This window comes from Pseudomonas siliginis, from assembly GCF_019145195.1.
Classification (GTDB): domain Bacteria; phylum Pseudomonadota; class Gammaproteobacteria; order Pseudomonadales; family Pseudomonadaceae; genus Aquipseudomonas; species Aquipseudomonas siliginis.
Genome location: NZ_JAHSTW010000005.1, coordinates 34,483 through 59,168 on the forward strand (window position 1 = coordinate 34,483; position 24,686 = coordinate 59,168).

Annotated in this window: 23 protein-coding genes; 12 read left to right on the forward strand and 11 right to left on the reverse strand. The window is 61.0% G+C overall.

Translation table 11 applies throughout. The features are described 5' to 3' along the window. Positions 1 to 8: 8 nt before the first annotated feature. The 8 genes from KVG87_RS11605 to KVG87_RS11640 all read left to right on the forward strand — a co-directional run bounded on the left by KVG87_RS11605 (position 9) and on the right by KVG87_RS11640 (position 7,700). The gene (locus KVG87_RS11605) at positions 9 to 1,010 is read left to right on the forward strand and encodes a polysaccharide deacetylase family protein (protein WP_024012445.1); all 1,002 of its coding nucleotides are present in this window, start codon (positions 9 to 11) and stop codon (positions 1,008 to 1,010) included. Further along, positions 1,007 to 2,314: an oligosaccharide flippase family protein gene (locus KVG87_RS11610; protein ID WP_056784521.1), complete on the forward strand. Its 1,308-nt coding sequence runs from the start codon at positions 1,007 to 1,009 to the stop codon at positions 2,312 to 2,314. The genes KVG87_RS11605 and KVG87_RS11610 overlap by 4 nt, the downstream gene beginning before the upstream one ends. Continuing rightward, on the forward strand, positions 2,311 to 4,230 hold the full coding sequence (locus KVG87_RS11615; protein WP_217850793.1) for a hypothetical protein: 1,920 nt from the start codon (positions 2,311 to 2,313) through the stop codon (positions 4,228 to 4,230). The genes KVG87_RS11610 and KVG87_RS11615 overlap by 4 nt, the downstream gene beginning before the upstream one ends. Positions 4,231 to 4,291: 61 nt before the next feature. After that, positions 4,292 to 4,981: a GNAT family N-acetyltransferase gene (locus KVG87_RS11620; protein ID WP_217850794.1), complete on the forward strand. Its 690-nt coding sequence runs from the start codon at positions 4,292 to 4,294 to the stop codon at positions 4,979 to 4,981. A 4-nt stretch (positions 4,982 to 4,985) separates the two neighbouring features. After that, positions 4,986 to 6,176, forward strand: coding sequence for a GNAT family N-acetyltransferase (locus tag KVG87_RS11625; protein ID WP_217850795.1), 1,191 nt, complete (start codon positions 4,986 to 4,988; stop codon positions 6,174 to 6,176). Continuing rightward, positions 6,173 to 6,865, forward strand: a complete 693-nt coding sequence (locus KVG87_RS11630) for a hypothetical protein (RefSeq protein WP_056784508.1) — start codon at positions 6,173 to 6,175, stop codon at positions 6,863 to 6,865. Before KVG87_RS11625 ends, KVG87_RS11630 begins: the two co-directional genes overlap by 4 nt. Positions 6,866 to 7,095: 230 nt before the next feature. Then, complete coding sequence (locus tag KVG87_RS11635) at positions 7,096 to 7,389, forward strand: type II toxin-antitoxin system RelE/ParE family toxin (protein WP_217850797.1); 294 nt, start codon at positions 7,096 to 7,098, stop codon at positions 7,387 to 7,389. Between the two features lie 2 nt (positions 7,390 to 7,391). Then, positions 7,392 to 7,700, forward strand: a complete 309-nt coding sequence (locus tag KVG87_RS11640; RefSeq protein WP_076567387.1) for an addiction module antidote protein — start codon at positions 7,392 to 7,394, stop codon at positions 7,698 to 7,700. Between the two features lie 115 nt (positions 7,701 to 7,815). Here the strand turns inward: KVG87_RS11640 and KVG87_RS11645 are convergent, their stop codons facing one another. From KVG87_RS11645 to KVG87_RS11660, 4 genes are all read right to left on the reverse strand, one after another. Continuing rightward, positions 7,816 to 8,613 (reverse strand): class I SAM-dependent methyltransferase, encoded by a 798-nt coding sequence (locus KVG87_RS11645; RefSeq protein WP_217850800.1) that lies wholly within the window; start codon positions 8,611 to 8,613, stop codon positions 7,816 to 7,818. A 100-nt stretch (positions 8,614 to 8,713) separates the two neighbouring features. Then, the gene (locus tag KVG87_RS11650; protein WP_041478585.1) at positions 8,714 to 8,989 is read right to left on the reverse strand and encodes a type II toxin-antitoxin system RelE/ParE family toxin; all 276 of its coding nucleotides are present in this window, start codon (positions 8,987 to 8,989) and stop codon (positions 8,714 to 8,716) included. Position 8,990: 1 nt separating this feature from the next. After that, a complete protein-coding gene (locus KVG87_RS11655; RefSeq protein ID WP_041478584.1) occupies positions 8,991 to 9,263 on the reverse strand; it encodes a CopG family ribbon-helix-helix protein in 273 nt (90 codons plus the stop codon). Positions 9,264 to 9,431: 168 nt separating this feature from the next. Further along, the gene (locus KVG87_RS11660) at positions 9,432 to 10,331 is read right to left on the reverse strand and encodes a LysR family transcriptional regulator (protein ID WP_041478583.1); all 900 of its coding nucleotides are present in this window, start codon (positions 10,329 to 10,331) and stop codon (positions 9,432 to 9,434) included. A 160-nt stretch (positions 10,332 to 10,491) separates the two neighbouring features. On the opposite strand from KVG87_RS11660, the gene KVG87_RS11665 reads away from it, so the two are divergent. Beyond that, positions 10,492 to 11,514, forward strand: coding sequence for an alpha/beta hydrolase (locus KVG87_RS11665; protein WP_217850802.1), 1,023 nt, complete (start codon positions 10,492 to 10,494; stop codon positions 11,512 to 11,514). A gap of 108 nt (positions 11,515 to 11,622) precedes the next feature. Beyond that, positions 11,623 to 13,050 (forward strand): mechanosensitive ion channel family protein, encoded by a 1,428-nt coding sequence (locus tag KVG87_RS11670; protein ID WP_073474277.1) that lies wholly within the window; start codon positions 11,623 to 11,625, stop codon positions 13,048 to 13,050. 43 nt (positions 13,051 to 13,093) lie between these two features. Here KVG87_RS11670 and ycaC read toward each other — a convergent pair whose 3' ends face one another. The 6 genes from ycaC to KVG87_RS11700 all read right to left on the reverse strand — a co-directional run bounded on the left by ycaC (position 13,094) and on the right by KVG87_RS11700 (position 19,565). Continuing rightward, positions 13,094 to 13,717 carry an isochorismate family cysteine hydrolase YcaC gene (ycaC, locus tag KVG87_RS11675; RefSeq protein WP_016774080.1) on the reverse strand — a complete coding sequence of 208 codons (624 nt, stop codon included), beginning with the start codon at positions 13,715 to 13,717 and terminating at the stop codon, positions 13,094 to 13,096. 68 nt (positions 13,718 to 13,785) lie between these two features. Then, positions 13,786 to 15,624, reverse strand: a complete 1,839-nt coding sequence (locus KVG87_RS11680) for an amidohydrolase (protein WP_042609477.1) — start codon at positions 15,622 to 15,624, stop codon at positions 13,786 to 13,788. 40 nt (positions 15,625 to 15,664) lie between these two features. Next, on the reverse strand, positions 15,665 to 16,291 hold the full coding sequence (locus KVG87_RS11685; RefSeq protein WP_073474273.1) for an antibiotic biosynthesis monooxygenase: 627 nt from the start codon (positions 16,289 to 16,291) through the stop codon (positions 15,665 to 15,667). Beyond that, positions 16,284 to 16,697 (reverse strand): DoxX family protein, encoded by a 414-nt coding sequence (locus tag KVG87_RS11690; RefSeq protein ID WP_024012430.1) that lies wholly within the window; start codon positions 16,695 to 16,697, stop codon positions 16,284 to 16,286. Before KVG87_RS11690 ends, KVG87_RS11685 begins: the two co-directional genes overlap by 8 nt. Positions 16,698 to 17,603: 906 nt before the next feature. After that, positions 17,604 to 18,527 carry a LysR family transcriptional regulator gene (locus tag KVG87_RS11695; RefSeq protein ID WP_039762138.1) on the reverse strand — a complete coding sequence of 308 codons (924 nt, stop codon included), beginning with the start codon at positions 18,525 to 18,527 and terminating at the stop codon, positions 17,604 to 17,606. A 54-nt stretch (positions 18,528 to 18,581) separates the two neighbouring features. After that, complete coding sequence (locus KVG87_RS11700) at positions 18,582 to 19,565, reverse strand: MBL fold metallo-hydrolase (protein ID WP_217850804.1); 984 nt, start codon at positions 19,563 to 19,565, stop codon at positions 18,582 to 18,584. 236 nt (positions 19,566 to 19,801) lie between these two features. Here KVG87_RS11700 and KVG87_RS11705 point away from each other — a divergent pair, with 236 nt between their 5' ends. Further along, the gene (locus KVG87_RS11705; protein ID WP_056784487.1) at positions 19,802 to 20,233 is read left to right on the forward strand and encodes a helix-turn-helix domain-containing protein; all 432 of its coding nucleotides are present in this window, start codon (positions 19,802 to 19,804) and stop codon (positions 20,231 to 20,233) included. Between the two features lie 134 nt (positions 20,234 to 20,367). After that, positions 20,368 to 23,217 (forward strand): ATP-binding protein, encoded by a 2,850-nt coding sequence (locus tag KVG87_RS11710; protein ID WP_217850806.1) that lies wholly within the window; start codon positions 20,368 to 20,370, stop codon positions 23,215 to 23,217. On the opposite strand, the gene KVG87_RS11715 is transcribed toward KVG87_RS11710, so the two are convergent. Beyond that, the gene (locus tag KVG87_RS11715) at positions 23,182 to 24,654 is read right to left on the reverse strand and encodes an ATP-binding protein (protein WP_217850808.1); all 1,473 of its coding nucleotides are present in this window, start codon (positions 24,652 to 24,654) and stop codon (positions 23,182 to 23,184) included. The two genes, KVG87_RS11710 and KVG87_RS11715, sit on opposite strands and share 36 nt — an antisense overlap. Positions 24,655 to 24,686: the final 32 nt, after the last annotated feature.

The window sequence follows — 24,686 nt, forward strand, 5'->3', positions numbered from 1 at the left end:
CGCATGCCATGGCTATCAAACAACTGATAAAACGCACCAGCGGCTGGCTCTATCTCAACTCGTCCGTGGGGCGCAGCCAGCTGCACGGGGCCGGAGTCATCCTGATGCTCCACCGAGTGCTGGCCAACGACCGTGCCGCCAACCTGCCGCACCGCAATGAACTGTGTGTCGGCCCGCAGGCGTTCGAACACTTGCTGATATGGCTGCGCAAGCATTTCGATTGCGTGCCGCTAATGGAGCTGTTGCAGCCCAACGCCCTGCGCACCGAGCGCCCGCGCGTGGCGCTGACCTTCGATGACGGCTGGCGTGACAACGCGGTCAATGCCTATCCGCTGCTGCAAAAATATCAGGTGCCGGCGAGCATTTTTCTTTCCACTGATTTCATTGGCAGTCGGCAACGGTTCTGGTGGGAAAGCGTCGGTGAAACGCTGTGGGGCAGCCATGGCGAAAAGGCGCGCATGCACCTGATCGAGCACCTGCGCATCACCGGTCATCCGCTGCCGGTGCTGCTCGACGATATCGATGTCGACCGGCGCAGCCTGGCACTGCTGCATTACCTGCAAGGGCTGAAGAGCCTCGATCCGCAGGAACTCGAACGTCTGACCAATGAGTGTCCGCCGGATTCTCTGCCACAAGCGCTGGACTGGCATCAGGTGCGCGCCATGGAAGCGTCCGGTCTGGTGCGCTTCGGCCCCCACGGCGCCAGTCATGCGATCCTCACTGGCCTGGATGACATGCGTCTACACGAAGAAATCAGCCGCAGCCGCGACGCCCTGCACAACGGCTGCAATCGGCCACTGCCGGTGTATTGCTACCCCAACGGCGACAACGATGAGCGCGTGCGCGAGCAGGTCGCCAATCACGATTATCCGTTTGCGCTTGGCACGTCCACCGGACTCTATCGCGGCGCCGGCGACCCGCTGAACCTGCCGCGCTTCGGCGTCAGCCAACGTACCGCGCGCAATCCGGAGCTGCTGTCGCTACGGATCTTTCGCGGGGCACGGCCATGAGTCGCGGCAGCTACATCAAGCACCTCGCCCTGAGCATGGGCACCAAACTGGCGATGATCGCCCTGCGCCTGCTGCGCAATGTGTTGCTGGCGCGGATTCTCGGGCCGAGCGAACGCGGTCTGTTCGCGCTGCTCAGCACCCTGCCGGATCTGATCAGTGCGGCGACCAGCGGCGGCCTGAATTCAGCGGTCGGTTATCAAGCGGCTAACCAGCGGCCGATGGGGCTGTTGCTCGCCCAGGTGCTGGTGTTCGGTTGTTTGCTGGCCGGGCTGCTGACGTTGCTGGTGGTGGCGCTGGCGCGAGAATTCGGCAGCGAACTCGACGTCACGATGCAGCTCGGTCTGCTGGCGTGGCTGTTACTGCTGGCGGTACCGCTGACCGTGCTCAAAAGCGGCCTGCTGACCTTGCACAACGCGTCGGGTGGCGTGGTCGCCTTCAATGTCCTGCGCCTGATCGAATCGCTGGCACCGCTGCTGCTTTTTGTCGCGCTGTTCTGGATGTGGAAAGAGGCGGCACTCGAAGCGGCGCTCATCAGTTGGCTGGCCGGTATCAGCCTGGTGGTGCTGGTGGGCTGGATGTGGCTCAAACGCGCACAGCCGCTGCAACTGCAATGGGATCGTGCAAGCCAGAAGGAGCTGCTGAAATTCAGTGCACGCAGCCATCCGGACCTGCTGTTCCAACAGGTGATCCTGCGCTCAGATTACTTGTTCATCGGCGCCCTGCTCGGTAGCAGCGCGCTCGGCCATTACGCCATGGCCAGCGCCGCTGCTGAACTGTTGCTGATCGTTCCGGAAGCAGTCACCACACCGCTGATGAAGCGTCTGCTGCAACAGGACAAGGGCATGGACAAGGTCACGCCGCTGGCGCTGCGCCTGACCGCGACGGTAATGCTCTGCGCCTGCGTCACGATGGCGCTGATCGGCGAATGGCTGATCATCATCCTGTTCGGCGTCGCCTACCAACCCGCGTATCCGGCGCTGCTGGCTTTGCTGCCGGGGCTGTTGGGCCTGTGCTACGCAAGCATTCTGCGCCTGGACCTGATCGGCAAGAATCGCCCTGCCACCGTCTCGCTGATGATGGGGGTGGGCGCGTTGCTGAATCTGGGCCTGAATCTGCTGCTGATCCCGAGCTACGGCATCGTCGGCGCAGCGGCGGCGTCCTCGATTGCCTATCTGGCAGTGACCCTGGCGATGCTGGTGCTTTATTGCAGGCTGAGCGGCGTACCGTTCTGGCACACGCTGTTCATTCTGCCCGGCGATCTCAGCCCGATGTGGCTGATGCTGCACCGCAGGAAAGCCGCATGAAGCGCCTGGCCCTGCTGTTCGGACTCGGCATGACGCTGAATGCCTTCGCTGCGCCCATGCAGTGGGGCGACATCCGCGATGGCAGCCTGTATCTGCAAGCCGACCGCCCGGATACAGTCACCGTGCGCTGGGTTCCGGCGTGGCAGGCCGAGGCCAATGAAGAGCATATCTACCTGCTTGACGGCCATGGCCGCTTGCAAGGTGATCGCTTCATCAAGGCCAGTGAGGTTCGCGGTTCGCAAAGCTGGCCGCTGGTGCCGGGAGCTGCCGGTTATCGCCTGGAGATTCCCGGCTACAGCTTCCGTAGTTACCGCGTCGAGCATGACGCAACCACCGTGGCGCTGTTCAGTCCGGCCAAAGTGCATTTCAGCGTCGAAACCCGCAATGGTACTGAGCTGTTTTTCCAGGTCGCACCGGGAGAGCATGCGGTGCTGAACGGCAAATACCATGGCGGCGTCAACGCGCTGCAAGCACAGCGGGTGGACGATGGACAACAGCTGTCGCTGGCCCTCAAGCCCCACCGCGCCTATTGGCAATTCGATCAAGTGGCCTTGCCGGTCAGTGACCGCCCTCAGGTCTGGCGCTTGCGCCTGCAGGGCAGCGGCAAAGCGGCGTTCTGGCTCGACGGCACGGCCAACCTGTTTGCGCAGAATCCGCAGCAGCTGCAGCCAGTGCATGAAGAATCGGGTGAGGTCCGCCTGACCCTGCACGCCATGGTGCTCGGGCGCACTCCGGATCTGGGCATCGCGCTGCCCAATCTGATGCCGCCCGCGAGCAGTCATGCCGCATTGGATGCGTTGAAGCCGAGTGCGGCGAGCTACTACAGCTACGTTGACATAACGTCGAAAAGTGCCCGCTTCGAAGACCCGGTTCGTCAGCTTTATCAGACGCGCTTCGGCATCCGCCAGGACATCACCCTGCTCGCCGGCACCGGGCGTCAGGCCAATCTGCGCGCCGATGTGCAAAGCAGCAACGGCCTTGAGACGTGGCTCGCCGGCACTCGTGCCTTGGGTGGTCAAGGCACGCATTACATCGGCTTCGCCGACGAGCCGAACCTCAACTATTCGAGCTACGACGAATACCGCTCGATTTTTGTCAGCATGGCCCGCCAGGTGCGCAGCGATCCCGCCAACGCCAGGGCCGGCGTGCGCATCGCCATGCCGGCCAGTTCGCGCCTGGTCAACGGCCCGTTCGCCAATAACGCCGCAGACAAACGCGGGATCGATTGGGCACGGCGTCTGCTCAGTGAAGCGCCCGATCAGATTGACGCGTTGGCCTGGCACGAATGGATGATCCGCGACCTGCTCGCCACTCGCGTCTACCGCGACAGCGTGCGCCGCGCCGCGCAACTGGTCGGCCTCGACGCAAAGGGTCAGCCGCGCAAAGCCTTGCTGCTCGATCAGACCAATCTGTCCAGTGGCTCGAGCCTGAGCCCGTACGACCAGGAAACTCATTACGCCGCGCTGTGGTGGGCATCGGTGGTCATCAATGCTTCTCAGGACGGTTTGCTGAGCATGCTCAACTGGTTTCAGGCGGCCGACGAACCGCCCTACGCCAAGGGCATGGTGCGCGTGTTGGCCGGCGATCGCTTCGAGCTGAAACCGGTGGGCCTGGCCCAGCAATTCATCGCCCGGCATTGGCTGCCGCACGTGCTGCAACTGGATAACGACGCCTTCGAAGTGGACGTACTGGCGATGGCCGGCGACGAGCAGCGCACGTTGCTCGGGGTGAACAAAGGCACGCGCCTGCAACGCGTTGCTCTGAGCGGTGCCAAGTGCCCGCTCAACCAAGACGCCCTGCATTTCTTCGGCGCTGACAATCGCGCCCGCGACGCACCATTTGCCTGCGAACACGGGCGCGTGCGTTTCGAATTACCCGGGCAAACCCTGTTTGCCCTGAACTGGAACGCTTCATGAACCGCCCCTCCGCCCTGCGAGCGTGATGCTGCGCGCGGCACTTTCATCAGGAGAAGAGACCATGGAAATCTTGCAAAAACTCAGCGGACATATCCGTCGCAAAGGTCTGCGAGCGACCTTGGCGAAGATCCGCAGAATGTACATTTTTGCCCATCAGCAACTGCTGTGGATGGAACGTGATCTGGTCAGCCCCGTGCCGCCGCATAGCCTCAAACCCTACCCGCCGCTGCGCGTAATGGAGATCACCGCAGACAACGCCAGCGCCTTCACCCGTTACTTCGGCGACCGTGTCGGCGTCATGGCCGAGCTGGCCAGTGAGGGTCATACCGGGCATATGCATGTCGACGAGCAAGGTGATGCCGTTGCGTTCATCTGGGGTACGCCGCGCGACTATTTTGATCGGCATTACTACGGTTGCCGGTTCCCGGTGAAACCTGGCGAGTTCTTCGAATTCGGTGGCGAAATGACCCGTGCCTACTGGGGCAGCGAATTGTCAGTCGATGTGCAAGTGCGCCTGTGGCAAGCCATGGCTGAGAAAGGCTGCCGCAAAGTGGTCGATGTCTGTGACTCGAGCAACATCCCGGCGCTCAAGCTGCACCTGCGCATGGGCTATACCGAGCAACAGCGGATCATGAATATCTACACGCTGTTCGGTCGCTGGCGCTTTTATCGCGAAACCCGCTACAGCGGCTCGCGCCTGGAGGCACTGCGGAAAAATTCTCGTCCACCTGTCCCAGCAACGGCGGTCTGAACCTATGGTGATGCGATTTGAATGGCGCACCTCCCTGTGCGCTGCCGACTTCCCGGCAACCGCGTATGAAACGCTGCGCCTTCACGTAGCCGATCACACGCCGTTCAACCACCTCGGCTGGTTGTGCGCAGCAGAGCAGGCGTTGGAAGAGAATCAGTGCCTGCACGTTCTGCTCGGCTGGGAAGCAGAGGCTTTGCGCCTGTGCCTGCCCCTGGTGTCCAGCCGCGAACGCTTCGCGGGCGTGCCATTTCGCGTCTTGCGCCACTTGGGTTATCCGCTGGCCGATCGGTTGGCCCTGCTGTCGTTGCTCGGCGCAGAGGATATGCGCGATGCGCTGATGCTGATCCGTCAGCGCCTGCCCCATGCGCTGCTGCAACTCAACGAACTGTCGGAACCTGCCGGGGAAGAAAGTGCCGTCACCGATTGGATGGCGCGTAGCTCCACCGCTGAACGGCGCCTGAGTTGCCGGGTGCCGGTGCATCTGATCAGCGACGCCGACCAGCAGGAAGTTTCCGGCGACCCGCGCTACAAACTGCGTCGTGCGCGCAAACGGATTGCCGCGTGCGGCGCTCAAGTACGGCGAATCACCCCCGATGCGCTGTCGATGCCTCCGGTTTTACAGGCGTTGCAAGAAGTCGAGTCGGTCAGTTGGAAAGGCGACGAGGGCGTCGGCATTTTCGCAACTGACCACAGTCGTCAATGGATACAGAACGCCTTCACCGCCCTCGCCGCTCAAGGGCTGGTGCGAGTGGTGATACTGGAGCTGGACGGCCGCTGCATCAGTTATCGGCTGGGCCTGCTCGAGCAGGGCCGCCTCTACGACTACAACCTGGCGTTCCTGCCGCAACATGCCGATCTGGGCAGTGGTCGAGTGCTGCTGGAGGAATGGATTCGCTGGGGCCTGGACGAGCAATGGCACTGGATCGATGCCTCGCGGGTCAGCCTGGAAAACTCCAGTCATCAACTGCACGAGCGCATGACCGGACAACTGGAACACTGGCGCTGGAGCTTCTACTCATGGCGCCCCAGTGGCTTGCTGCTGGGCCTGGGCCTGCGTCTTTGGTACTGCGTCAAACCGGCCCTGCAAAAATGGCGCGCACAGCGTGCCGGCAAACCGAAAGCGGCAAATACCTGCGCAACTCAACCGGCAACATCATCCACCACACCAGGGCTAGCGCCTCGGAGAGCATCATGAACGTCATCGACAAACTGCTTCTGCGCATCAAACAAAAAGGCCTGCGCCGCACCCTTGGCGCTTTCGGCAAACGTTATGTCTTCGCTCACCGTGAATTGCTGTGGATGGAGCGCGATCTGGTCACGCCGATCGCGCCGAACAAACTGCGCCCCTGTGAAGGTTTACATAGAGTCGACATCACCGAGGACAACGCCAAGGCTTTCGGCAAGTACTTTGGTGACCGTGTGCAGACCATGGCCGAATTGGCCGCTGAAGGGCACACGGGGCACATGTACCTGGACCAGGAAGGCCACACCGTCGGGTTCGTCTGGGCCAGTACCCGCGACTATTACGATCGGCACTTCTACCGCTACACGTTCACGATCCAGCCCGGTGAGTACTTCCAGTTCGGTGCCGAAATTGCCCGGCCCTATTTCGGCAGCACCTTGACCGTCGACGCACAGACCGCACTTTGGCAAGTCATGGACGCCGGGGGGTATAAAAAGGTGGTGGATATCTGTGACAACGCCAATATCCAGGCCCTGAAGATGCATGTGCGCCTGGGCTATAAGGAACAAGGGCGGATCACGCATGTTTACGACCTGTTCGGCCACTGGCGCTTCTTCCGCGAAACGCGCTACAGCGAGTCGAGGCTGGAGGCGCTGCGCAAGCCGGAAAGACCAGTAGTAAGTACGCCCGCGCAGGCTTGATTCAGGCTGAATATTTGCGGCGGTTTTGATACCGCCATCGCGAGCAGCCTCGCTCCTGCACTGGAATGCATTTCCCTGTGGGAGCGAGCCTGCTCGCGAAGAGGCCAGTAGCTGCACCCGCAGCTCTCACAAGCGATTGGCTGGTTGCCTACAAACTGTGACGACACTTCCAACATCCAGTAAAGACTTGGCCGACTGTTTTTCCGTATCCACTTGGATACAGTCGAGCAATGACTTATCTTATCCAGCAAACCGCAATATTCCAGGCTTGGCACCGTTCGATTAGAGACTTGCGCGCCAAAGTGGCTATCGCCCGGCGTATTGATCGGGCGTCAACAGGCAATCTCGGCGACGCCAAATCGGTGGGCGATGAAGTCTCTGAGATGCGTCTGGATGTTGGCGCGGGCTACCGGGTGTATTTCACAATTCGCAATGGCGCAGTAATCATTCTGCTGGCCGGAGGCGACAAATCCTCACAAAGCGCAGACATCCGACGCGCACAAAAAATGGCAAAGGAGGTTTAACCATGAGCCAGACTTTGACGAATTTCGACATGGTCGCGCTGCTCGACAGTGATGAAGCCATCAGTGAGTACCTGTCACAGGTGCTTGCAGACGGAGACAGCGAAGAATTCCTTCGCGCAATCGGCTACGTGTTAAAGGCGCGAGGAATGACGCAGATCGCCAAGGATTCAGGCATGGGTCGTGAAAGTTTGTACAAAGCTTTTGCTCCCGGAGCGAAGCCGCGCTTTGACACAGTGTTGAAGGTGATTCATGCGCTGGGCATTGATCTTTATGCGCAGCCGGGGCACGCAGTCAATCACGCCGTTCCCTGAATTTTCTGGCGGTCACAAGGCCGCCATCGCGAGCAGGCTCGCTCCCACACTGGAATGCGTTTCCCTGTGGGAGCGAGCCTGCTCGCGAAGAGGCCTGTCATCGCAATAAAGGTTCTCAGGCCTTGCTTGCCACCAGGCTAAAGCACATCGGCAGCTGCGCCTGCTGGTTCAGGTAGCAGTCATACACCTCTTCCCGGTTCGAATGCGCATATTCCTGAAAATCCACAATGCTCAGCCCCGCGCCAATGGCGCCGCTGAAGATCGCGCCCAGCGTATGCACGAACCAGTACGACTTTGCCGCCGGCTGCTCGACTTTACCTACGTAAACGATCGGCTCTTCCTGCACAAACGGCTCGGCACGGAAATACGAACTGGCGAGGCGGTAGGGATCTTCAGCCTGCGGATCAACCATTTCCAGAAACGGATGGGTTTCGTAGATCACCAGCTTGCCGCCCGGCTTCAGCACCTGCGCGACATGGCGGAAGAATTCGCCGATGTCAGGCATCCAGTTGAGTACCCCGATGGTGATCAGGGCGACGTCGAAGCGGTTATGCAGCGTTGCAGGCAGATGGTGGATATCGCTCTCGACGAATTCGGCATTGTGCGGCGAGCGGCTGTTCAGCTCGCGGGCCTGCTCAAGAAACGCTGCGGATTGATCGACGCCGACGACACTGCGCGCACCCAGCGCAAACAGCGACAGGCTCTCCCGACCGTTATTGCAGCCCAGTTGAATCACGTCTTTGCCGTCGACTTCCAGCAAGCCGCGCAAGGTGTCATCAAGGCAGCAAAACTCTGCCTGCGCGACATCGCTGAGCAATGCCTGCCAGTCCGGCGAATCCTGATGATGACGGGCGGAATCGTTCCACGCCTGTCGATTGCTTTCGATGGCGTTTTTGGGGTTGGGCACTTCCATGGCGCTACTCCGGGTGAGGCTCGTGATTGAGCGGCGTGAGTCTAGAACAGACCCGGAGTTGGGGTTGTTGCGATGTTGTAAGCGCGATTCTGGCGATGAATTATCGTTCTTCGCGAGTGTGCCAAAGGCGCAGCAGGTAGATAGTCGAATCGACAATTTCGTAGCGCATTTCGTAGTGCCCGACCAGAATCCTTCGAACATCTCGCGGTTCAAATTCTTCCAGACGTTCACCCAAGCGCGGATTGGCTAGCAGCATTATCGGAGCGGCGGTCAGCTGTTGCACAGTGCGCGCAGCGGCAGGTTGATTAACTGCTGCCAAAAACTCATAAAGCCTGGTCAGGTCGGAAAGCCCTTTGCTGGTCCACTTCAACTCCATATCAAAGTGGAGCCTTGAGAGGCGTATCGGAACTCAAGCTGTCCGCCCATGCCTGCACTGATTGATGATCGATAACGCGCCCGGCGTCCACATCAGCCAAGGCTTCGCGCGTCAAACGGCTGCGCTCTTCCTCTTGATCAATCCAGGCGCTCAGGGCCTGTTTCACAATCCAGTTACGCGAGCGTTCCAGACGCTCAGCCATCAGATCGACCTTTTCGGCCAATTGCACGGGTACATGGGCAGTCACGGATCGGGTTTTCATTGGCGCGGCCATGTCAGTTGACTCCTTGAGATTGCGGGCAGCGGGGGTTCACCGTTGATCAGAGTAGTCCTGCCCCCTTGTGTTCGCTCAGCTTTGATACAAATTGAATCAAAGTTAATCATAACTGCCCATGCACCGCTATTTGGCCCGACAGAACGCGATACTCGACGGTAAATAAAATCAAAGATTCACATGACTCTGGTTAAGCCGCTCACGCAAAAACTCCACCAGCGCCTGCACCGGCCGCGAAGCCTGGCGATGCTGCGGATAAACTGCCGACAGGGTCAGCGGCTCCGGGCGTAAATCATCCAGCACCGGTACCAGCCGCCCGTCCTTCAGCGCCGCACCGACGATGAAGGTCGGCAGATAAGTAATGCCCATCCCCTGCACCGCGGCGTCTCGCAGCAGTTCGCCATTGTTGACGCGCATGCGGCCGGCGACGTTGATCAGCAGCGGTTTGCCCGGCGCTTCGTTGAAACGCCATTGCACCGAGCGCCCGTGGCCGTAAGGCAGACAGTCGTGGCTGTGCAGGTCTTCAGGCTTTAGCGGTGTGCCGCGTTCGGCGAGGTAGGCCGGGCTGGCGCAATAGACCCGTTCGATGCTGGCGATGCGTCGGGCGATCAGAGTCGAGTCTTCCAGTACGCCGATGCGCAGGGCCAGGTCGTAGCCCTCGCCGAGCAGGTCCACCGGGCGATCGCTCAGATCCACCTCAACGGTGACTTCGCGATAACGCTGCAGGAACAACGGTAGCAGACAACCCAGATGCGCCACGGCAAACGACAACGGCGCGCTGAGGCGAATCGTGCCGCGCGGCTCGGCGGTTTCGCCGGCGATGCCCTGCTCGACCTGCTCTACCTCACCCAACAAGCGCAACGCCGATTCGTAATAGCTCTGCCCCAGCGGGGTGACGTCGAGGCGGCGGGTCGAGCGATTCAACAAGCGCACACCGAGGCGCTCTTCCAGTTGCATCAAACGGCGGCTGACGAACTGCTTCGACAGTCCCAACTGATCGGCCGCGGCGGTAAAGCTGCCGGAGTCCATCACCTGGCAAAAAATACGCATGTCTTCGAACGGGTTCATTGTCACTCTCTGGTGGACAGTTAAACGCTTTATAGCCGCTTTTTCGCTTTTCAGCAGCCCATTAATCTGTGCTCACGGTGTTGCTGAGGCCGCAAACCCAGTGCCACAGCAGCCCGCAATTCAGGCAAACAATCAAAATCATTCAAAAGGATTTCCACCCATGAACATCGTCAAGAAAACCCTCACCGCGTCCCTCCTCGCCCTGTCCGTCAGCAGCGCTTTCGCCGCTGGCAGTCCAGGCGTCGAACACAACACCCAAGCGTTCCTCGATGCCCTCGCCGCTGGCGGTGGTCGTCCGCTGGAGCAACTGAGCCCGAAGGACGCCCGTGCAGTGCTGACTGGTGCACAGGCTTCGGTAAAGGTTGATCTGTCCGGCGTGGAAGTCAGCGACAAGGCGATCAAGGTCGACGGCCAGACCATCAACCTAAAAGTGGTGCGCCCGGCCAAGGTCAAAGGCGAGTTGCCGGTGTTCATGTTTTTCCACGGTGGCGGCTGGGTGCTGGGTGACTTCCCGACGCACCAGCGCCTGATCCGTGATCTGGTGGTCGGCTCTGGCGCTGTTGCGGTGTATGTCGATTACACGCCATCGCCGGAAGCGCAGTACCCGACCGCGATCAATCAGGCGTACGCCGCGACGAAATGGGTGGCCGAGCACGGCAAGGACATCGGTGTCGATGGCAAACGTCTGGCGGTGGCCGGCAACAGCGTCGGCGGCAACATGGCGGCGGTCGTGGCGTTGATGGCCAAGGAACAGAAAGCCCCTGCCCTGCGCTTTCAGCTGTTGATGTGGCCGGTAACCAATGCGCAATTCGATGACGGTTCGTACCAGCAATTTGCCGAGGGCCACTTCCTTACCAAGGGCATGATGCAGTGGTTCTGGGACAACTACACCACCAACCCGGCCGAGCGTGCGCAGATCCATGCCTCGCCGCTTAACGCCAGCGCCGAACAGCTCAAGGGCCTGCCCGCTGCGCTGGTGCAGACCGCCGAGTTCGACGTGCTGCGTGATGAAGGCGAAGGCTATGCGCGGCATCTGGATGCGGCCGGCGTGCCGGTGACCTCGGTGCGCTACAACGGGATGATTCATGACTTTGGCCTGCTCAATCCGCTGAGCCAGATTCCGGAAGTCAAAGCAGCGGTGCGTCAAGCGGCGGCTGAACTGAAGACTCATCTGAATCCATAAAAGCGAAAGATCGCAGCCTGCGGCAGCGCCTACCCTGGAATACGATTCCCTGTAGGAACTGCCGCAGGCTGCGATCTTTTTTCTCACTAGCGTCGCGGAGTACCGGTCATGACTCTTTTCTACGCCCACCTGCTGTCCTGGAGCGCCGTCCTGCTCCTGCTCGACGCCGCACTCTGGCACTTCTCGCCCTTCAGCCATCGCGCGCCGCGAGTCGGCGTACGTCTGGCGTTGTTTCTGGCATTCAGCGCGCTGGTGATCAACGCCGGTGTCAGCCCCTTGCAGGCGCCGCTGTTCGCTGATGATCGCGTGGCGCAGCTGGGTGCGACGGCGCTGGGGATTCTCTGGTGGTTGTACGCAGCACGGGTGCTGACCGAAGTGATCGGCCTGGCGCTGATGCGCCGCATCGGTCACAGCGGTCGCTTGCTGCAGGACGTCATCGGTGCGCTGGTGTTTCTGGTCGCGATTGTCGCGGCGGCCGGTTACGTGCTGGAACTGCCGGTCAAAGGTCTGCTCGCCACCTCCGGGGTGGTCGCCATCGTGGTCGGTCTGGCGCTGCAAAGCACCCTCGCCGATGTGTTTTCCGGCATCGTCCTCAACACCACCAAGCCGTATCAGGTGGACGATCTGGTGATGATCGACGGCGTCGAAGGCAAGGTCTTCGATATCGACTGGCGCGCCACGCACCTGCTGACCAGCGCCGGCACCATGGCCGTAGTACCGAACTCGGTGGCGGCCAAGGCGAAAATCGTCAATCTCAGCCGGCCGAGCAACATGCACGGTGTCTCGATCAGTATCAAAGTGCCGAACCACATTCGTCCGCGTCGGGTATTGGATGCCCTTGATCGCACTCTGCAGGGCAGCAGTTCGCTGTTGCTCAGCCCGGCGCCGAAAGCCGTGCTCAAAGAAGCCGGCGAAACCATGTCGGAATACGTTGCCAGCGGTTTCATCGCTGAGCTGGGGAAGAAGAGCGAAGTGCGCAATCAACTGTTCGACCTCGCCCACCGCCATCTCGAAGCGGCGGGTATTTCCCGGCATCCCGACGGCGTGATCGAACCGTCGAGCCGTGCTCGTGCGCTGCTGGATGAGGTGAAGATTTTCCGCTCGCTGAGCAGCGAGGAACGTGATCGACTGGCTGAGTCGATGGTCGCGCAACAGTACACGGCGGGTCAGGTGGTGCTGGATCTGGACGAGGTGCCGGACAGCCTGTTCGTGATTGCCACGGGCGTGGTCAGCGCGACGGTGCCGGACGGCAACGGCCAGACCGAGGCCGGGCGCATGGGGCCGAGCGAAGTCATGGGTGAGCAGAGCATTCTTGCCGATACACCGTCGCAGGCGACGTTCACGGCGCTGACGTCGAGCATCATCTATCGTCTCGACAAACAGTTGACCCGTGAGTGCATGGACAAGCGCAGCGAAGTCGGCCGGGCCTTGAACAAGTTGCAGGCGGTGCGTCAGCAGAACAGTCGCCTCGCGTTGATGGCCAAACCGGTGGCGGTGAAAAAAGGTGGTTTTTTGGGGTGGTTGCAGAAGCGTTGAAAGCAAAAGATCGCAGCCTGCAGCAGGCTGCGATCTTTTCGTCTTACTTGGCAGTGAACTTGGTGTAGCTGTTGATCAGGTTGCGATAGTTAGGCAGACGCTCGGACAGCAGATGCGCCAGGCCTTCCATGTCGTTGCGCCAGTCGCCCTGCAGCTCGCAGGCCACAGCGAACCAGTTCATCAGGTGTGCACCGGCGGCCGACATCCGCGCCCATGCCGCTTGTTGCACGGTGGTGTTGAAAGTACCCGACGAGTCGGTGACGACGAACACTTCGAAGCCTTCAGCAATCGCCGACAGGGTCGGGAAAGCTACGCAAACGTCGGTCACTACACCGGCGATGATCAGTTGCTTGCGGCCGGTGGCCTTGATCGCTTTGACGAAGTCTTCGTTGTCCCAGGCGTTGATCTGGCCTGGACGCTGAATGAACGGCGCGTCAGGGAATTGCTCGAGCAGCTCAGGCACGATCGGGCCGTTTGGACCTGCGTCGAAGCTGGTGGTCAGAATGGTCGGCAGCTTGAAGAACTTGGCGATGTCGCCCAGTGCCAGAACGTTGTTCTTGAACTCGTTCGGCGAGAAATCCTGCACCAGCGAGATCAGACCGGTCTGGTGGTCGACCAGCAGGACGACGGCATCATCTTTGTTCAGTCGCTTGTAAGGAACGCTCATGGCAAAACTCCTGGATGGATGGTTGTTGCGGGAAGCGCCGGCCCTGATGACCGGCGCTTTTTTCAAACTCAGAACGCGAAGCAGGAACAGCCGAATGCGCCCCAGAAACCGGCGAAATCGCTGACCGGCGCATTCGACATCCGCGCTTTTTCATGACTGTGGGTGTGCACGGCGCACGGCCCGCTGCACTGGTGCACCTGCGCCTGCAGTGGCGAGTTCGGGCGCCAGTGGCCCGGTACTTTGACCACGGGCGACCAGTCCGGCAGTACCGGAATCGAACGCGGGCCGAGGTCTTCGAAATCGCCGGCGGCGTAGACAATCTTGCCGCCGACCACGGTCATGACCGACTCGATCCACTTGATCGCTTCTTCTTCAACGCTGAAGAAGTCCGCGCTCAGTGCCGCCAGGTCTGCCAGTTGGCCGACACGGATCTGGCCCTTCTTGCCCTGCTCCGAGGAGAACCAGGCGCTGCCGTGGGTGAACAGCTCCAGCGCGGTGCTACGTGGCAAACCTTCTTCGTACAACGCCAGACCGCCAACGGTGCGGCCGCTGACCATCCAGTACAGCGAGGTCCACGGGTTGTAACTGGACACTCGGGTGGCGTCGGTGCCAGCGCCAACCGGTACGCCCTCGGCGAGCATGCGCTTGATCGGCGGCGTGGCTTCGGCCGCTTGCTTGCCGTAGCGATCGACAAAGTATTCGCCCTGGAACGCCATGCGATCCTGAATCGCGATACCGCCGCCCAGCGCTTTCACACGCTCGATGTTCTGCGGGGTGATGGTTTCGGCATGGTCGAAGAACCACGGCAGACCGTTGAACGGAATGTCGCGATTGACCTTCTCGAACACGTCGAGCATGCGGCTGATCGATTCGTTGTACGTGGCGTGCAGACGGAACGGCCAGCGCTGTTCGACGAGGTGGCGTACGACCGGCTCCAGCTCCTGTTCCATGGTCTGCGGCAGGTCTGGACGCGGTTCGAGGAAGTCTTCGAAGTCGGCGGCGGAGAACACCAGCATTTCGCCGGCGCCGTTGTGGCGCAGATAGTCGTCGCCCTGATGCAACTTGACGCTGCCGGTCCAGTTCTGGAAATCGGTCAGCTCTTCTTTCGGCTTCTGGGTGAACAGGTTGTAAGCGATGCGTACGGTCAACTGGTCGTCTTTGGCCAGTTGTTCGATCACTTGGTAATCGTCCGGGTAATTCTGGAAACCACCACCGGCGTCGATTGCACTGGTCAGGCCCAGGCGATTGAGCTCGCGCATGAACTGGCGGGTCGAGTTGACCTGATATTCCAGCGGCAGCTTCGGTCCCTTGGCCAGTGTCGAGTAGAGGATCATCGCGTTCGGCCGCGCGACCAGCATGCCGGTCGGGTTGCCGTTGCTGTCGCGCACGATTTCGCCACCCGGCGGGTTTGGCGTGTCGCGGGTGTAACCGGCCACGCGCAGGGCGGCGCGGTTGAGCAGCGCACGGTCGTAGAGGTGCAGGATGAACACCGGGGTGTCCGGCGCGGCCTGGTTGATTTCTTCCAGGGTCGGCATGCGTTTTTCGGCGAACTGGAACTCGTTCCAGCCGCCGACCACGCGCACCCACTGTGGAGTGGGCGTGCGATCGGCCTGATCCTTGAGCATGCGCAGCGCGTCGGCGAGCGATGGCACGCCTTCCCAACGCAGTTCGAGGTTGTAGTTCAGACCGCCGCGAATCAGGTGCAAGTGCGAGTCGTTGAGGCCAGGGATGACGCAGCGGCCCTTCATGTCGACCACTTGTGTGGCGCTGCCCTTGAGGGCCATGGCCTCGGCATCGTTACCGACGGCGACGAAACGGCCATCCTTGATCGCCACCGCACTGGCCAGTGGTTTTTCCCGGTCTACGGTATGAAATTGGCCATTGAATAAAATCAGATCGGCGCTCATCGCAGTTCCTCAAGCGAAAGTGAAAAGAAGCAAACCCCGCTCAACGCGGCGAGGTTTCTTGGGAATCGAGGTGTTCATGGGCCTGACTGGCTTCCAGCCACGGGGTAAACAAACGGGTGACCGGCGGCATCACCACGTAGACCACCGAGAGGACAATGGTCAGGGTAATCAGGAACGTGGCGACCACGTAGTTGGACAGAAACGGATGCAGCGCCAGCAACGGCCCCCAGATCAGCGGCACCAGCAGGGTGTGCGGCAGAATCACTAACAGGGTGACGACAGCCTGCTTCCAGCGCGGCGGTGGCGAGCCGGCTTCGGCCAGCGGTGTGAACCAGAACTCGTTGACTGGGGCGACTTCGGTCTGATCACCGTCGGCCAGCATCGGTGCGGCTTCAGCCACCAGCGCCTGACGCTCGGAGGACTCCAGCCAGCCCTGCATCGCTTCGGTGGAGCTGAAGCGCAATACGCAAGTGTAGAAATCCAGACGCCCGCGCTTGCCGCGCACCACGTCGACACCCAAATGCCCTTCGCGCTGCCCGGCGACGCGCACGATATTGCGCAGCCATGCTTCATAGGCCGATTCGAAACCGGTTTTGACCGAGTGTTTGATGATCAACGTGACGGTCTCATCGGCCCCCGGTGCTTGTGAATTGAGGACTTCAGGCATAACGCAGCACTCCGGGCAAACGAACAGGAATCGCCAGCCGTCCCGGCCCGGCGATCAAGACGGTGGTGAAAAGAATCAATAGCAACCAGCCAAACTGCCCCTCAGCCACACTCCATTGCGGATGCACGACCAGCAACGCCACGAGCAGTACAAAGAGAATAGGCAAACAAGCCAATCGCGCCAGCACACCGGCGACGATCAGCAACGGGCAGAGGACTTCGGCGAAAATCGCCAGGATCAGGGTCAGGTGGGCGCCGAGATGGAACGGGTCTTCGATCAGTTGCAGCTGCGCGGTGAAGTCCAGCAACTTCGGCAAGCCGTGCACCCACAACAGAAACAACCCGCCGCTGACCCGCAGAAACAGCAACCCGATGTCGCGCGCCTGTTCATCCCTCGTAGCAATCATGACCCGACCCTTTGAATGTCATTGACGGGAATCATGCCAAGGCCGGCGCGGGAGAAATTGGATGGGTGTGCTTAGTTGCTTTTCAGGTCTTTGATGTTCTGCCGCCAGCCACAAAACAATGCGGGAGCGAGCCTGCTCGCGGAGGCGTCAGGTCAGTCACATCCGCACTGACTGACACACCGCTTTCGCGAGCAGGCTCGCTCCCACAGGGATTGGCGGCATGCATTCAATTTGCAGACCGCCACAAAAACAATGTGGGAGTGAGCCTGCTCGCGATTGCGTCAGGTCAGTCATATATACGTTGATTGACACACCGCTTTCGCGAGCAAGCTCGCTCCCGCAGGGATTGGCGGCGTGCATTCAATTTGCAGACCGCCACAAAAACAATGTGGGAGTGAGCCTGCTCGCGAAGGCGTCAGGTCAGTCACATCCGCACTAACTGACACACCGCTTTCGCGAGCAGGCTCGCTCCCGCAGGCATTGGCGGCGTGCATTCAATTTGCAGACCGCCACGAAAACAATGTGGGAGTGAGCCTGCTCGCGAAGGCGTCAGGTCAGTCACATCCGCACTGACTGACACACCGCAATCGCGAGCAGGCTCGCTCCCACAGGGATTGGCGGCATGCATTCAATTTGCAGACCGCCACAAAAACAATGTGGGAGCGAGCTTGCTCGCGAAGGCGTCAGGCCAGTCACATCCGCACTGACTGACACACCGCTTTCGCGAACAGGCTCGCTGCCACAGGGATTGGCGGCATGCATTCAATTTGCAGACCGCCACAAAAACAATGTGGGAGTGAGCCTGCTCGCGAAGGCGTCAGGTCAGTCACATCCGCACTGACTGACACACCGCTTTCGCGTACAGGCTCGCTCCCGCAGGAGAACTGCTTGTGTAATCGAGGGCGCTTAAAGCGCCGGAATATCCAGCGGCGCCGCCATGAACTGGCTGATGCGCGAGCGTAGCCACTTCTCCGCCGGGTCATTGTCATGCACCCCGCTCCACGCCATCGACAATTGCGCGGCATCGATCGGGAATGGCGGATCTTCGGCACGCAGGGCGCAGCCTTCAACCAAGGCACAGGCGGCGTAGTCCGGCACCGTCGCGATCATCTCGGTACCGGCGAGCAAGGCGCGCAAGCCGCTGAACTGCGGTACGCCGAGAACGACTCGGCGGCAACGGCCGATCTTGGCCAGATCCAGGTCGATATTGCCGCTCAGGTCACCGGAGAACGACACCATCGCGTGCGGACGCTCGCAATATTCGTCCAGGGTCAACGGCCCCGGACGGTCGTCGCCTCGCAGTACTTTGCAGGGAATATCACGCAACTTCTTGCGCTTGGCATTGGCCGGCAGATCCGTGGTGTAGCTGACGCCCACGGAAATTTCTCCAGAGGCCAACAACGCCGGCATCAACAGATAGTTGGCGCGGCGCACCACCACGACAATCCCCGGCGCCTCCTGCTGAAGCTGGCGTAACAGCGGCGGAAACAGACCGAACTCGGCGTCGTCCGACAGACCGATGCGAAACACGTCGCAACTGCTGGCCGGTTCGAACTCCTTGGCGCGGCTGACTGCGCCGGAAATCACGTCCATTGCCGGTTGCAATTCCTTGAGGATCGCCAGCGCCCGCGCTGTCGGCTCCATGCCGCGACCGTTGCGCAGCAGCAACGGATCGTCGAACAGATCACGCAAGCGCCCCAGCGCAGCACTGACCGCCGGCTGGCCCATGAACAGTTTTTCCGCCACACGGGTCAGATTCTTTTCGAACATCAGCGCTTCGAAAATCACCAGCAGGTTCATGTCGACGCGGCGCAGATCGTTACGGTTCATGAGTGTGGTTTCCTTATCGGTGTCAGACGCTTTTTGCCACAGGCGTTGGGCACTTTACTCGATCAATGGCACTTTCGCCGCGCGTTTGTAGGGGCCGTACTCCACCGGCACCCATTGGAAGTGTTTGCCCTCGGCGGTGATGTGGCCGATGCCCGGGAACGGCAGATGCGCTGCCGTCACCCAGGTCTTGCTCGCCGCCGCAGCACTGAACACTGCCTGACGACTGCTGATCGCTTGCTGACTGTTGACGTCGAAACCGATCGACACTTCCGGGTGCAAAAACTGCACTGCCAGGTTATGCACCAGATCGCCCATGAACACGATGCTCTGCTGCTGCGAATTGAAGCGATATGTGGTGCTGCCCGGCGTGTGGCCGGCTTCGAGGGTTGCTTCGACCAGTCCCGGCAGTGGCGACTGCCCGGCGGCAAACGTCTTGAAGCGACCGGCGGCAACATAGGGCGCCGTAGAGTTCTGCGCTATCTTGAAAAACTCTTTTGCGCCCGCCGGGGCCTTGGCCAGCGCTGCCGGATCGAGCCAGTAGTCGGCCTCGGCTTTGGCTGCAAACACGGTGGCGTTGGCGAACACCGGTTTCTTTTCGGCGTCGACCAGACCGCAGACGTGATCGAGGTGCAGGTGCGTCAGCAGAATCGTGTCGACCTGTTCAGGCTTGTAACCGGCGGCCTGCATGTTGGCCGAGAGTTGGCCTGCGGTGGCGCCGATGCACTGTCCTGCGCCCGTGTCGACCAAAATCAGTTGTTTGCCAGTGTTGACCAGAAAGGCATTGAACGCCGTCTGCACGCCAGGGGTTTCAATCGAACGGCGCGCAAGCAGCGCGCGAATCTGACTCTGGCTCATGCCCTGCAACAACTTCGGCGACAAATCGTTGTAACCGTCGAACAGCGCGGTGACTTCGTAATCGCCGACAGCCAGCCGGAAATAACCCGGCGCCTGAGTGCCAACCTGCGGTGCCTGCGCCAAGGCGCCGGACATTGCCAGCACGACCGCCAGCGTCGTTGCCGCTTTCACCAAGCTTTTCATTGCATTCCCCTTTGAACCTGGCCAACGGCGGCCGTGCTTTGTCGACATGGTCGCGCAAAGCGCCGCGCGCTGACTTGCAAGGATGTGCTGAGTTCCAGCCTGAGCGAGGAAATTAACAACGATTAACTCGTCAGTCTCAAGGCATCGCCCAACAATGAAGCCCTCTGCGCAGCGTTGCTTTTTTGACCTGAGGGAATGCGCCGACCGTGCCTTCCCCACCGACACGGACCTTGGCCATGGCTTATCCACAGCAAACCGTCGCCCTCGCCCCTGCCAGCGAACCGCGTAAAAACACGACTGGCGGACTCAGTCCGCAGCGCGAACGCCAGATCAAACAGTTGATCCTGGATCGCTTGGGCGAAAGCCTCGAAGTAGCTGAGCTGGCCCGGGCATGTGCACTGTCACGCAGTCATTTCTCCCGCGCATTCAAGTGCAGCACCGGCCTGTCGCCACAGGACTGGATCCGCGCCCAGCGCCTGGCTCGAGCCAAGTTGCTGATCCAGCACACCGACCTGAGCCTGACGCAAATCAGCCTGGAATGCGGCTTCTGCGATCAGGCGCATTTCTGCCACATGTTCACCCGCAGCGAGGGCATCAATCCCTTCGCCTGGCGCTGTCGAGTCATGGACAAACCGAAAAACACCGCAGCGCAGCCTGCGGTGTTTTGACTGCTGCCGTTACGCCACCCGTTGCACTGATGCTCAAACCTGAGGATTATGCCCGGACACCCCGGATCAGACGGCCTGCGCTTGCGCCAGGCACTGATTCGCCCTGTCCGCCGCATCACCGCAGGAGCGCGCTGTTGAGTTTTTCCCCGAATCAGGCCATTGCGTTTGGCCCCTATCGGATTCATCCCGGGCAACGATTGCTACTTGAAGGCCAACAGCCTCTGCGCCTGGGACGGCGGGCGATGGACATCCTCCTGATTTTGCTGGCCCATGCCGGTGAATTGGTGAGCAAACAGCAATTGATGGCCGGGGTCTGGCCAGACAGTGTCGTTGAAGACATCAATTTGCGCGTGCACATGGCGGCGCTGCGCAAAGCGCTTGGCGACGGGCAGAACGGCCAGCGCTACATCGTCACCGTGGCGCAGCGCGGCTACAGCTTTGTCGCACCGTTCGTGCTCGACAGCATCGAAGCAACGCCTGCGGTCGCCGCGCCCCGGCACAACCTGCCGCTGCGTCGTACGCGGATGATCGGTCGCCAACCCCTGATCGATCACTTGATTACGCAACTGCCGCGCCGACGCTGCATCACTCTGGTCGGCCCCGGCGGCATTGGCAAGACCACCGTCGCCCTGCGCGTCGCCGAACAATTGCTCGACCAGTATCGCGACGGCATCCGCCTGGTGGATCTGGCGCCCATCGCCGATCCCGGGCTGATCGGATCGCATCTGGCGACGCTGCTTGATCTGTCCGCATCTGAAGGCGATGCGCAGGCTGGTCTGGTCGACGGCCTGCGAGAACAGCAAATGTTGTTGGTGATCGACAACTGCGAACACTTGATTGATGCGGTCGCCGCGCTCAGCGAGCAGATTCTGCGGGGGGCACCAAAGGTGCATATCCTGGCGACCAGCCGCGAGAGCCTGCGCGCTGAGGGTGAGTTCGTGCAGCGTCTGGAATCGCTCGAATGCCCGTCCATGTCGCCCCCGATGGAGCCGGCCCAGGCGCTGGGCTTTGCTGCGATGCAGTTGTTTGTCGAGCGCGCCACCGCAGCCAGGGAAAACTTCCGACTGAGCCACGCCGAGCTGCCGCAGGCGATCGAAATCTGCCAGCGCCTGGACGGCATTCCGCTGGCACTGGAACTGGCCGCCGCGCAGGTCAGCGAATTGGGCATGGACGGATTGCTCAAGCAATTGCGCGAGGGTTTGCCGCCATTGTCGGCCGGACACCACAGCAGCGCCGAACGCCACCTGACCCTGCGCGCGACGATGGACTGGAGCTTTAACCTGCTCAACGCCTGCGAACAAACCTGTCTGCGGCGACTGGGGATTTTCCGCGGCAGCTTCACCCTCGCCTCGGCGGCAGCGGTGATCATCGGCCAACAGATCGACCCCGGCGCGGTGTTCACCGCAGTCACGCAATTGGTGGCCAAATCCCTGCTGAGCGTCGAAGTGGGCGACGAAGATGTTTTCTACCGGTTGCTCGACACCACGCGCCACTACGCACGGGAAAAACTCGAACAGGCCAACGAACTCAGCGCAACCCGCCAACGCCACGCCGAGCGCTGCCTGACACTGATGCAGCAGGCGCAGGCGGATTGGGACAATACTCCGACTGTATTGTGGATGGAGCGCTATGCCCGGGGTCTGGAGGATTTGCGCGCGGCTTTGGACTGGAGCCTCAACGGCCCGGGACCGGATGAGCTGGGGGTGCAACTGGCAGCCGCCTCGGCGCCTTTATGGCAGGAGCTGTCGTTGCTGCGCGATTACAGCCGCTATGTGCGCCGGGCACTGAGTCTGCTGGAGGCTTCGCCAGCAGACTCGCTGCTACCGCCCTGCCCACGCCTGCAGATCGCGCTGAAACTGGCGCTCGGCAGCGCCAGCTATCACACCTGGGGCGGCACGCCACAAACCATTCAGGCCTTCGTCGACGCCTGCCAATTGGCCGAGGAACACGGCGATCTGGCCGGGCAACTGCGTGCGATATCGGGGCATATGGCGGTCAATCTGAGTTGCGGGCATTACCGCATGGCTTTGGCCCAGAGTGAGCAATTCGACCGCATCGGCCTGCACGGCGAACCGCTGCTGTCACTGAGCACTCATCGCTTGCGGGTGTTGGCCCTGCATTATGCCGGCGACCAGCCGCAGGCACGCGTACATGCCGAGCAGGTGCTGCAACGCATGGCCCACAGCGGCCATCTCAATCGTTTCACCCATGGTTTTGGCGTGCAGTACGATCAGAGCGTCGCTTCGCTGACAGTACTGGCCCGAGTGCTGTGGTTGCAGGGTCTGCCCGAGCAAGCCTGGCGCGCCGCACGGCAGGCGCTGGACATCGCCGTGCAGATCAATCACGGCACATCGATCTGTTACACCCTGGCGCTGGCCAGTTGTCTGATCGCTCATTACAACGGCGACCATGTAAACGCCCGCGCGCTGCTGCAGTTGCTGCTGGAACAATCGCAGAAGCACTCGGTGCTGCTGTTCAATAACTGGGGCCGACAGTATGCGCAGGTGATCGATCCGGATAATGCCGTGCCCGTACCAGCACAGAGCAGCGGTCTGATTCGGGAAGTGATGGTTACGCTGGATGAGCGCTTTGTCGATGAGGCACTGGTGCAGCGCGCGCGCACCGGGGATGCGGGTTGGAGTGCAGCGGAGATACTGCGGGCGCGGGCGGCGGCATTGTTGAAGGGGTCATCCTGTGGGAGCGAGCCTGCTCGCGAATCGGCCCGCTCAGACACCGCTGAAACCCGAGAAGCCGAACAAATCCTGCAACAAGCCCTGAGTGTCGCCAGAGACCAAGGCGCCCTGGCTTGGGAACTGCGCAGCGCCACGGACCTCGCCCAATTATGGCAGCGCCAGTCCCGCCATCACGAAGCATGGGATTTGCTCAGCCCCATTTACCAGCGCTTCACCGAAGGCTACGCCACGCCGGACTTGCGCAAGGTCCGCCTGCTACTCGACAGCCTCCACGAGCAGTGCCCGGCCTGAAGCGTTGCGCGTTCTGCTGAGATAGCGCGCATGGCGCTGTTTCAATTCGAACTTGTCGTCACTGCGCTCGAACTGATCACGAGCATAGCGGCGCACGGTGTTGAGCATCCAATAGCGCGCCGTCGCACGGTTGGGTTCTCGAACAAGCAACGATTTGCGCGCCAACCCTTCGATTATCGCGGACAGTCTGGAACCCGCCAGATCCGCGCTGCTGATCACACTCAGTGCGGCCTCCAGGGTAAAGCCCGCGCTGAATACCGACAGCCGCAGCAGCACACGCTGTTCCATTTCCGTCAGGTACTGGAAGCTCCAATCGATCGCAGCGGCCATCGACTGATGGCGCGGTTCCGCGGTGCGCCGGCCTTGGCCAAGTAACTGCAGGCCGTTTTCAACCTGTGTCTGCAAGCCGATCAAGCCCAGCGCGTCGATCTGCGCAGCGGCGAGCTCGATCGCCAGCGGCAGACCGTCCAGTTGACGGCAGATCTCGCGCACACCTGGCAAATCCTGCTCACGCAAACAGAAGCCATGCTGCCGTGCCCGCGCGCGATTGACGAACAACTGCACCGCCGGATAGCCCATGGCTTCTTCGACGGTGTTCAATGTCGAGCGCTTGGGAATCGCCAACAGCGGCACGTAATGAACGGTCTCCTGAGCGACTTGCAGAGCTTGGCGGCTGGTGGCCAGAATCGACAGACGAGGCGCAGCATGCAACAGCGTTTCCACCAGTGCCGCACAGCTGTCGCGCTGGTGGTCGCAGTTATCCAGTATCAACAAGGCGTGCCGGCCGGTCAGTGTGAAAAAGTCTGTGTTCAGGGTGTGCAACAGGCGCTCGAGCAATGGAATGTCATCTTCGAGGCTGGCAAGGTCGACCCACCAGGCGCCATCGCGAAAGTATTGCAACAGCAATTCCGCCACGCGCAGTGCCACAGTGGTTTTGCCAACGCCCGGTGCACCGGTAATCGTCATCAAGCGGCATACCGGCATTTGTCGAACCAGACCACCGATCAAGGCGTCGCGCCCACTGACTGGCGTCAGTCGTGCCGGAAGATTGTGCAGGGGCGTGAGCGCGGCAGCGGGCATAGTCAGCGCATCACTGGTTCCCTGCTCCACCGGGGCGACAAAACTGTAGCCGCAGTGCGCCACGTGAATGATGAAACGCTGCCCGTTTACGCCGTCACCCAGTGCGCGGCGCAACGCCGCAATGTGCACCCGCAGGTTGATCTCTTCGACGACCGAGGTCGGCCATACTCGAGCAATCAACTGCTCTTTGCTGACCACCTCACCCGCGTGTTCGAGCAGCGCCTGAAGGATGTCCATGGCGCGCCCGCCCATGCGCAGCGGCTGCGCCCCTTCAAGGACCAGACGTTGGCGCACATGAAAGGCGTAGGGGCCGAAACGCAGCACTGAACCGTGGCTTGTGTCGTTGTGATTATTCATGCCAAACATCTTGGCACTCTCGCGTGACGATA

Coding starts and splice junctions, on each gene's coding strand:
- KVG87_RS11605 (WP_024012445.1), top strand. CDS start 9: ATGGCTATCAAACAACTGATAAAACGCACCAGCGGCTGGCTCTATCTC.
- KVG87_RS11610 (WP_056784521.1), top strand. CDS start 1,007: ATGAGTCGCGGCAGCTACATCAAGCACCTCGCCCTGAGCATGGGCACC.
- KVG87_RS11615 (WP_217850793.1), top strand. CDS start 2,311: ATGAAGCGCCTGGCCCTGCTGTTCGGACTCGGCATGACGCTGAATGCC.
- KVG87_RS11620 (WP_217850794.1), top strand. CDS start 4,292: ATGGAAATCTTGCAAAAACTCAGCGGACATATCCGTCGCAAAGGTCTG.
- KVG87_RS11625 (WP_217850795.1), top strand. CDS start 4,986: ATGGTGATGCGATTTGAATGGCGCACCTCCCTGTGCGCTGCCGACTTC.
- KVG87_RS11630 (WP_056784508.1), top strand. CDS start 6,173: ATGAACGTCATCGACAAACTGCTTCTGCGCATCAAACAAAAAGGCCTG.
- KVG87_RS11635 (WP_217850797.1), top strand. CDS start 7,096: ATGACTTATCTTATCCAGCAAACCGCAATATTCCAGGCTTGGCACCGT.
- KVG87_RS11640 (WP_076567387.1), top strand. CDS start 7,392: ATGAGCCAGACTTTGACGAATTTCGACATGGTCGCGCTGCTCGACAGT.
- KVG87_RS11645 (WP_217850800.1), bottom strand. CDS start 8,613: ATGGAAGTGCCCAACCCCAAAAACGCCATCGAAAGCAATCGACAGGCG.
- KVG87_RS11650 (WP_041478585.1), bottom strand. CDS start 8,989: ATGGAGTTGAAGTGGACCAGCAAAGGGCTTTCCGACCTGACCAGGCTT.
- KVG87_RS11655 (WP_041478584.1), bottom strand. CDS start 9,263: ATGGCCGCGCCAATGAAAACCCGATCCGTGACTGCCCATGTACCCGTG.
- KVG87_RS11660 (WP_041478583.1), bottom strand. CDS start 10,331: ATGAACCCGTTCGAAGACATGCGTATTTTTTGCCAGGTGATGGACTCC.
- KVG87_RS11665 (WP_217850802.1), top strand. CDS start 10,492: ATGAACATCGTCAAGAAAACCCTCACCGCGTCCCTCCTCGCCCTGTCC.
- KVG87_RS11670 (WP_073474277.1), top strand. CDS start 11,623: ATGACTCTTTTCTACGCCCACCTGCTGTCCTGGAGCGCCGTCCTGCTC.
- ycaC (WP_016774080.1), bottom strand. CDS start 13,717: ATGAGCGTTCCTTACAAGCGACTGAACAAAGATGATGCCGTCGTCCTG.
- KVG87_RS11680 (WP_042609477.1), bottom strand. CDS start 15,624: ATGAGCGCCGATCTGATTTTATTCAATGGCCAATTTCATACCGTAGAC.
- KVG87_RS11685 (WP_073474273.1), bottom strand. CDS start 16,291: ATGCCTGAAGTCCTCAATTCACAAGCACCGGGGGCCGATGAGACCGTC.
- KVG87_RS11690 (WP_024012430.1), bottom strand. CDS start 16,697: ATGATTGCTACGAGGGATGAACAGGCGCGCGACATCGGGTTGCTGTTT.
- KVG87_RS11695 (WP_039762138.1), bottom strand. CDS start 18,527: ATGAACCGTAACGATCTGCGCCGCGTCGACATGAACCTGCTGGTGATT.
- KVG87_RS11700 (WP_217850804.1), bottom strand. CDS start 19,565: ATGAAAAGCTTGGTGAAAGCGGCAACGACGCTGGCGGTCGTGCTGGCA.
- KVG87_RS11705 (WP_056784487.1), top strand. CDS start 19,802: ATGGCTTATCCACAGCAAACCGTCGCCCTCGCCCCTGCCAGCGAACCG.
- KVG87_RS11715 (WP_217850808.1), bottom strand. CDS start 24,654: ATGAATAATCACAACGACACAAGCCACGGTTCAGTGCTGCGTTTCGGC.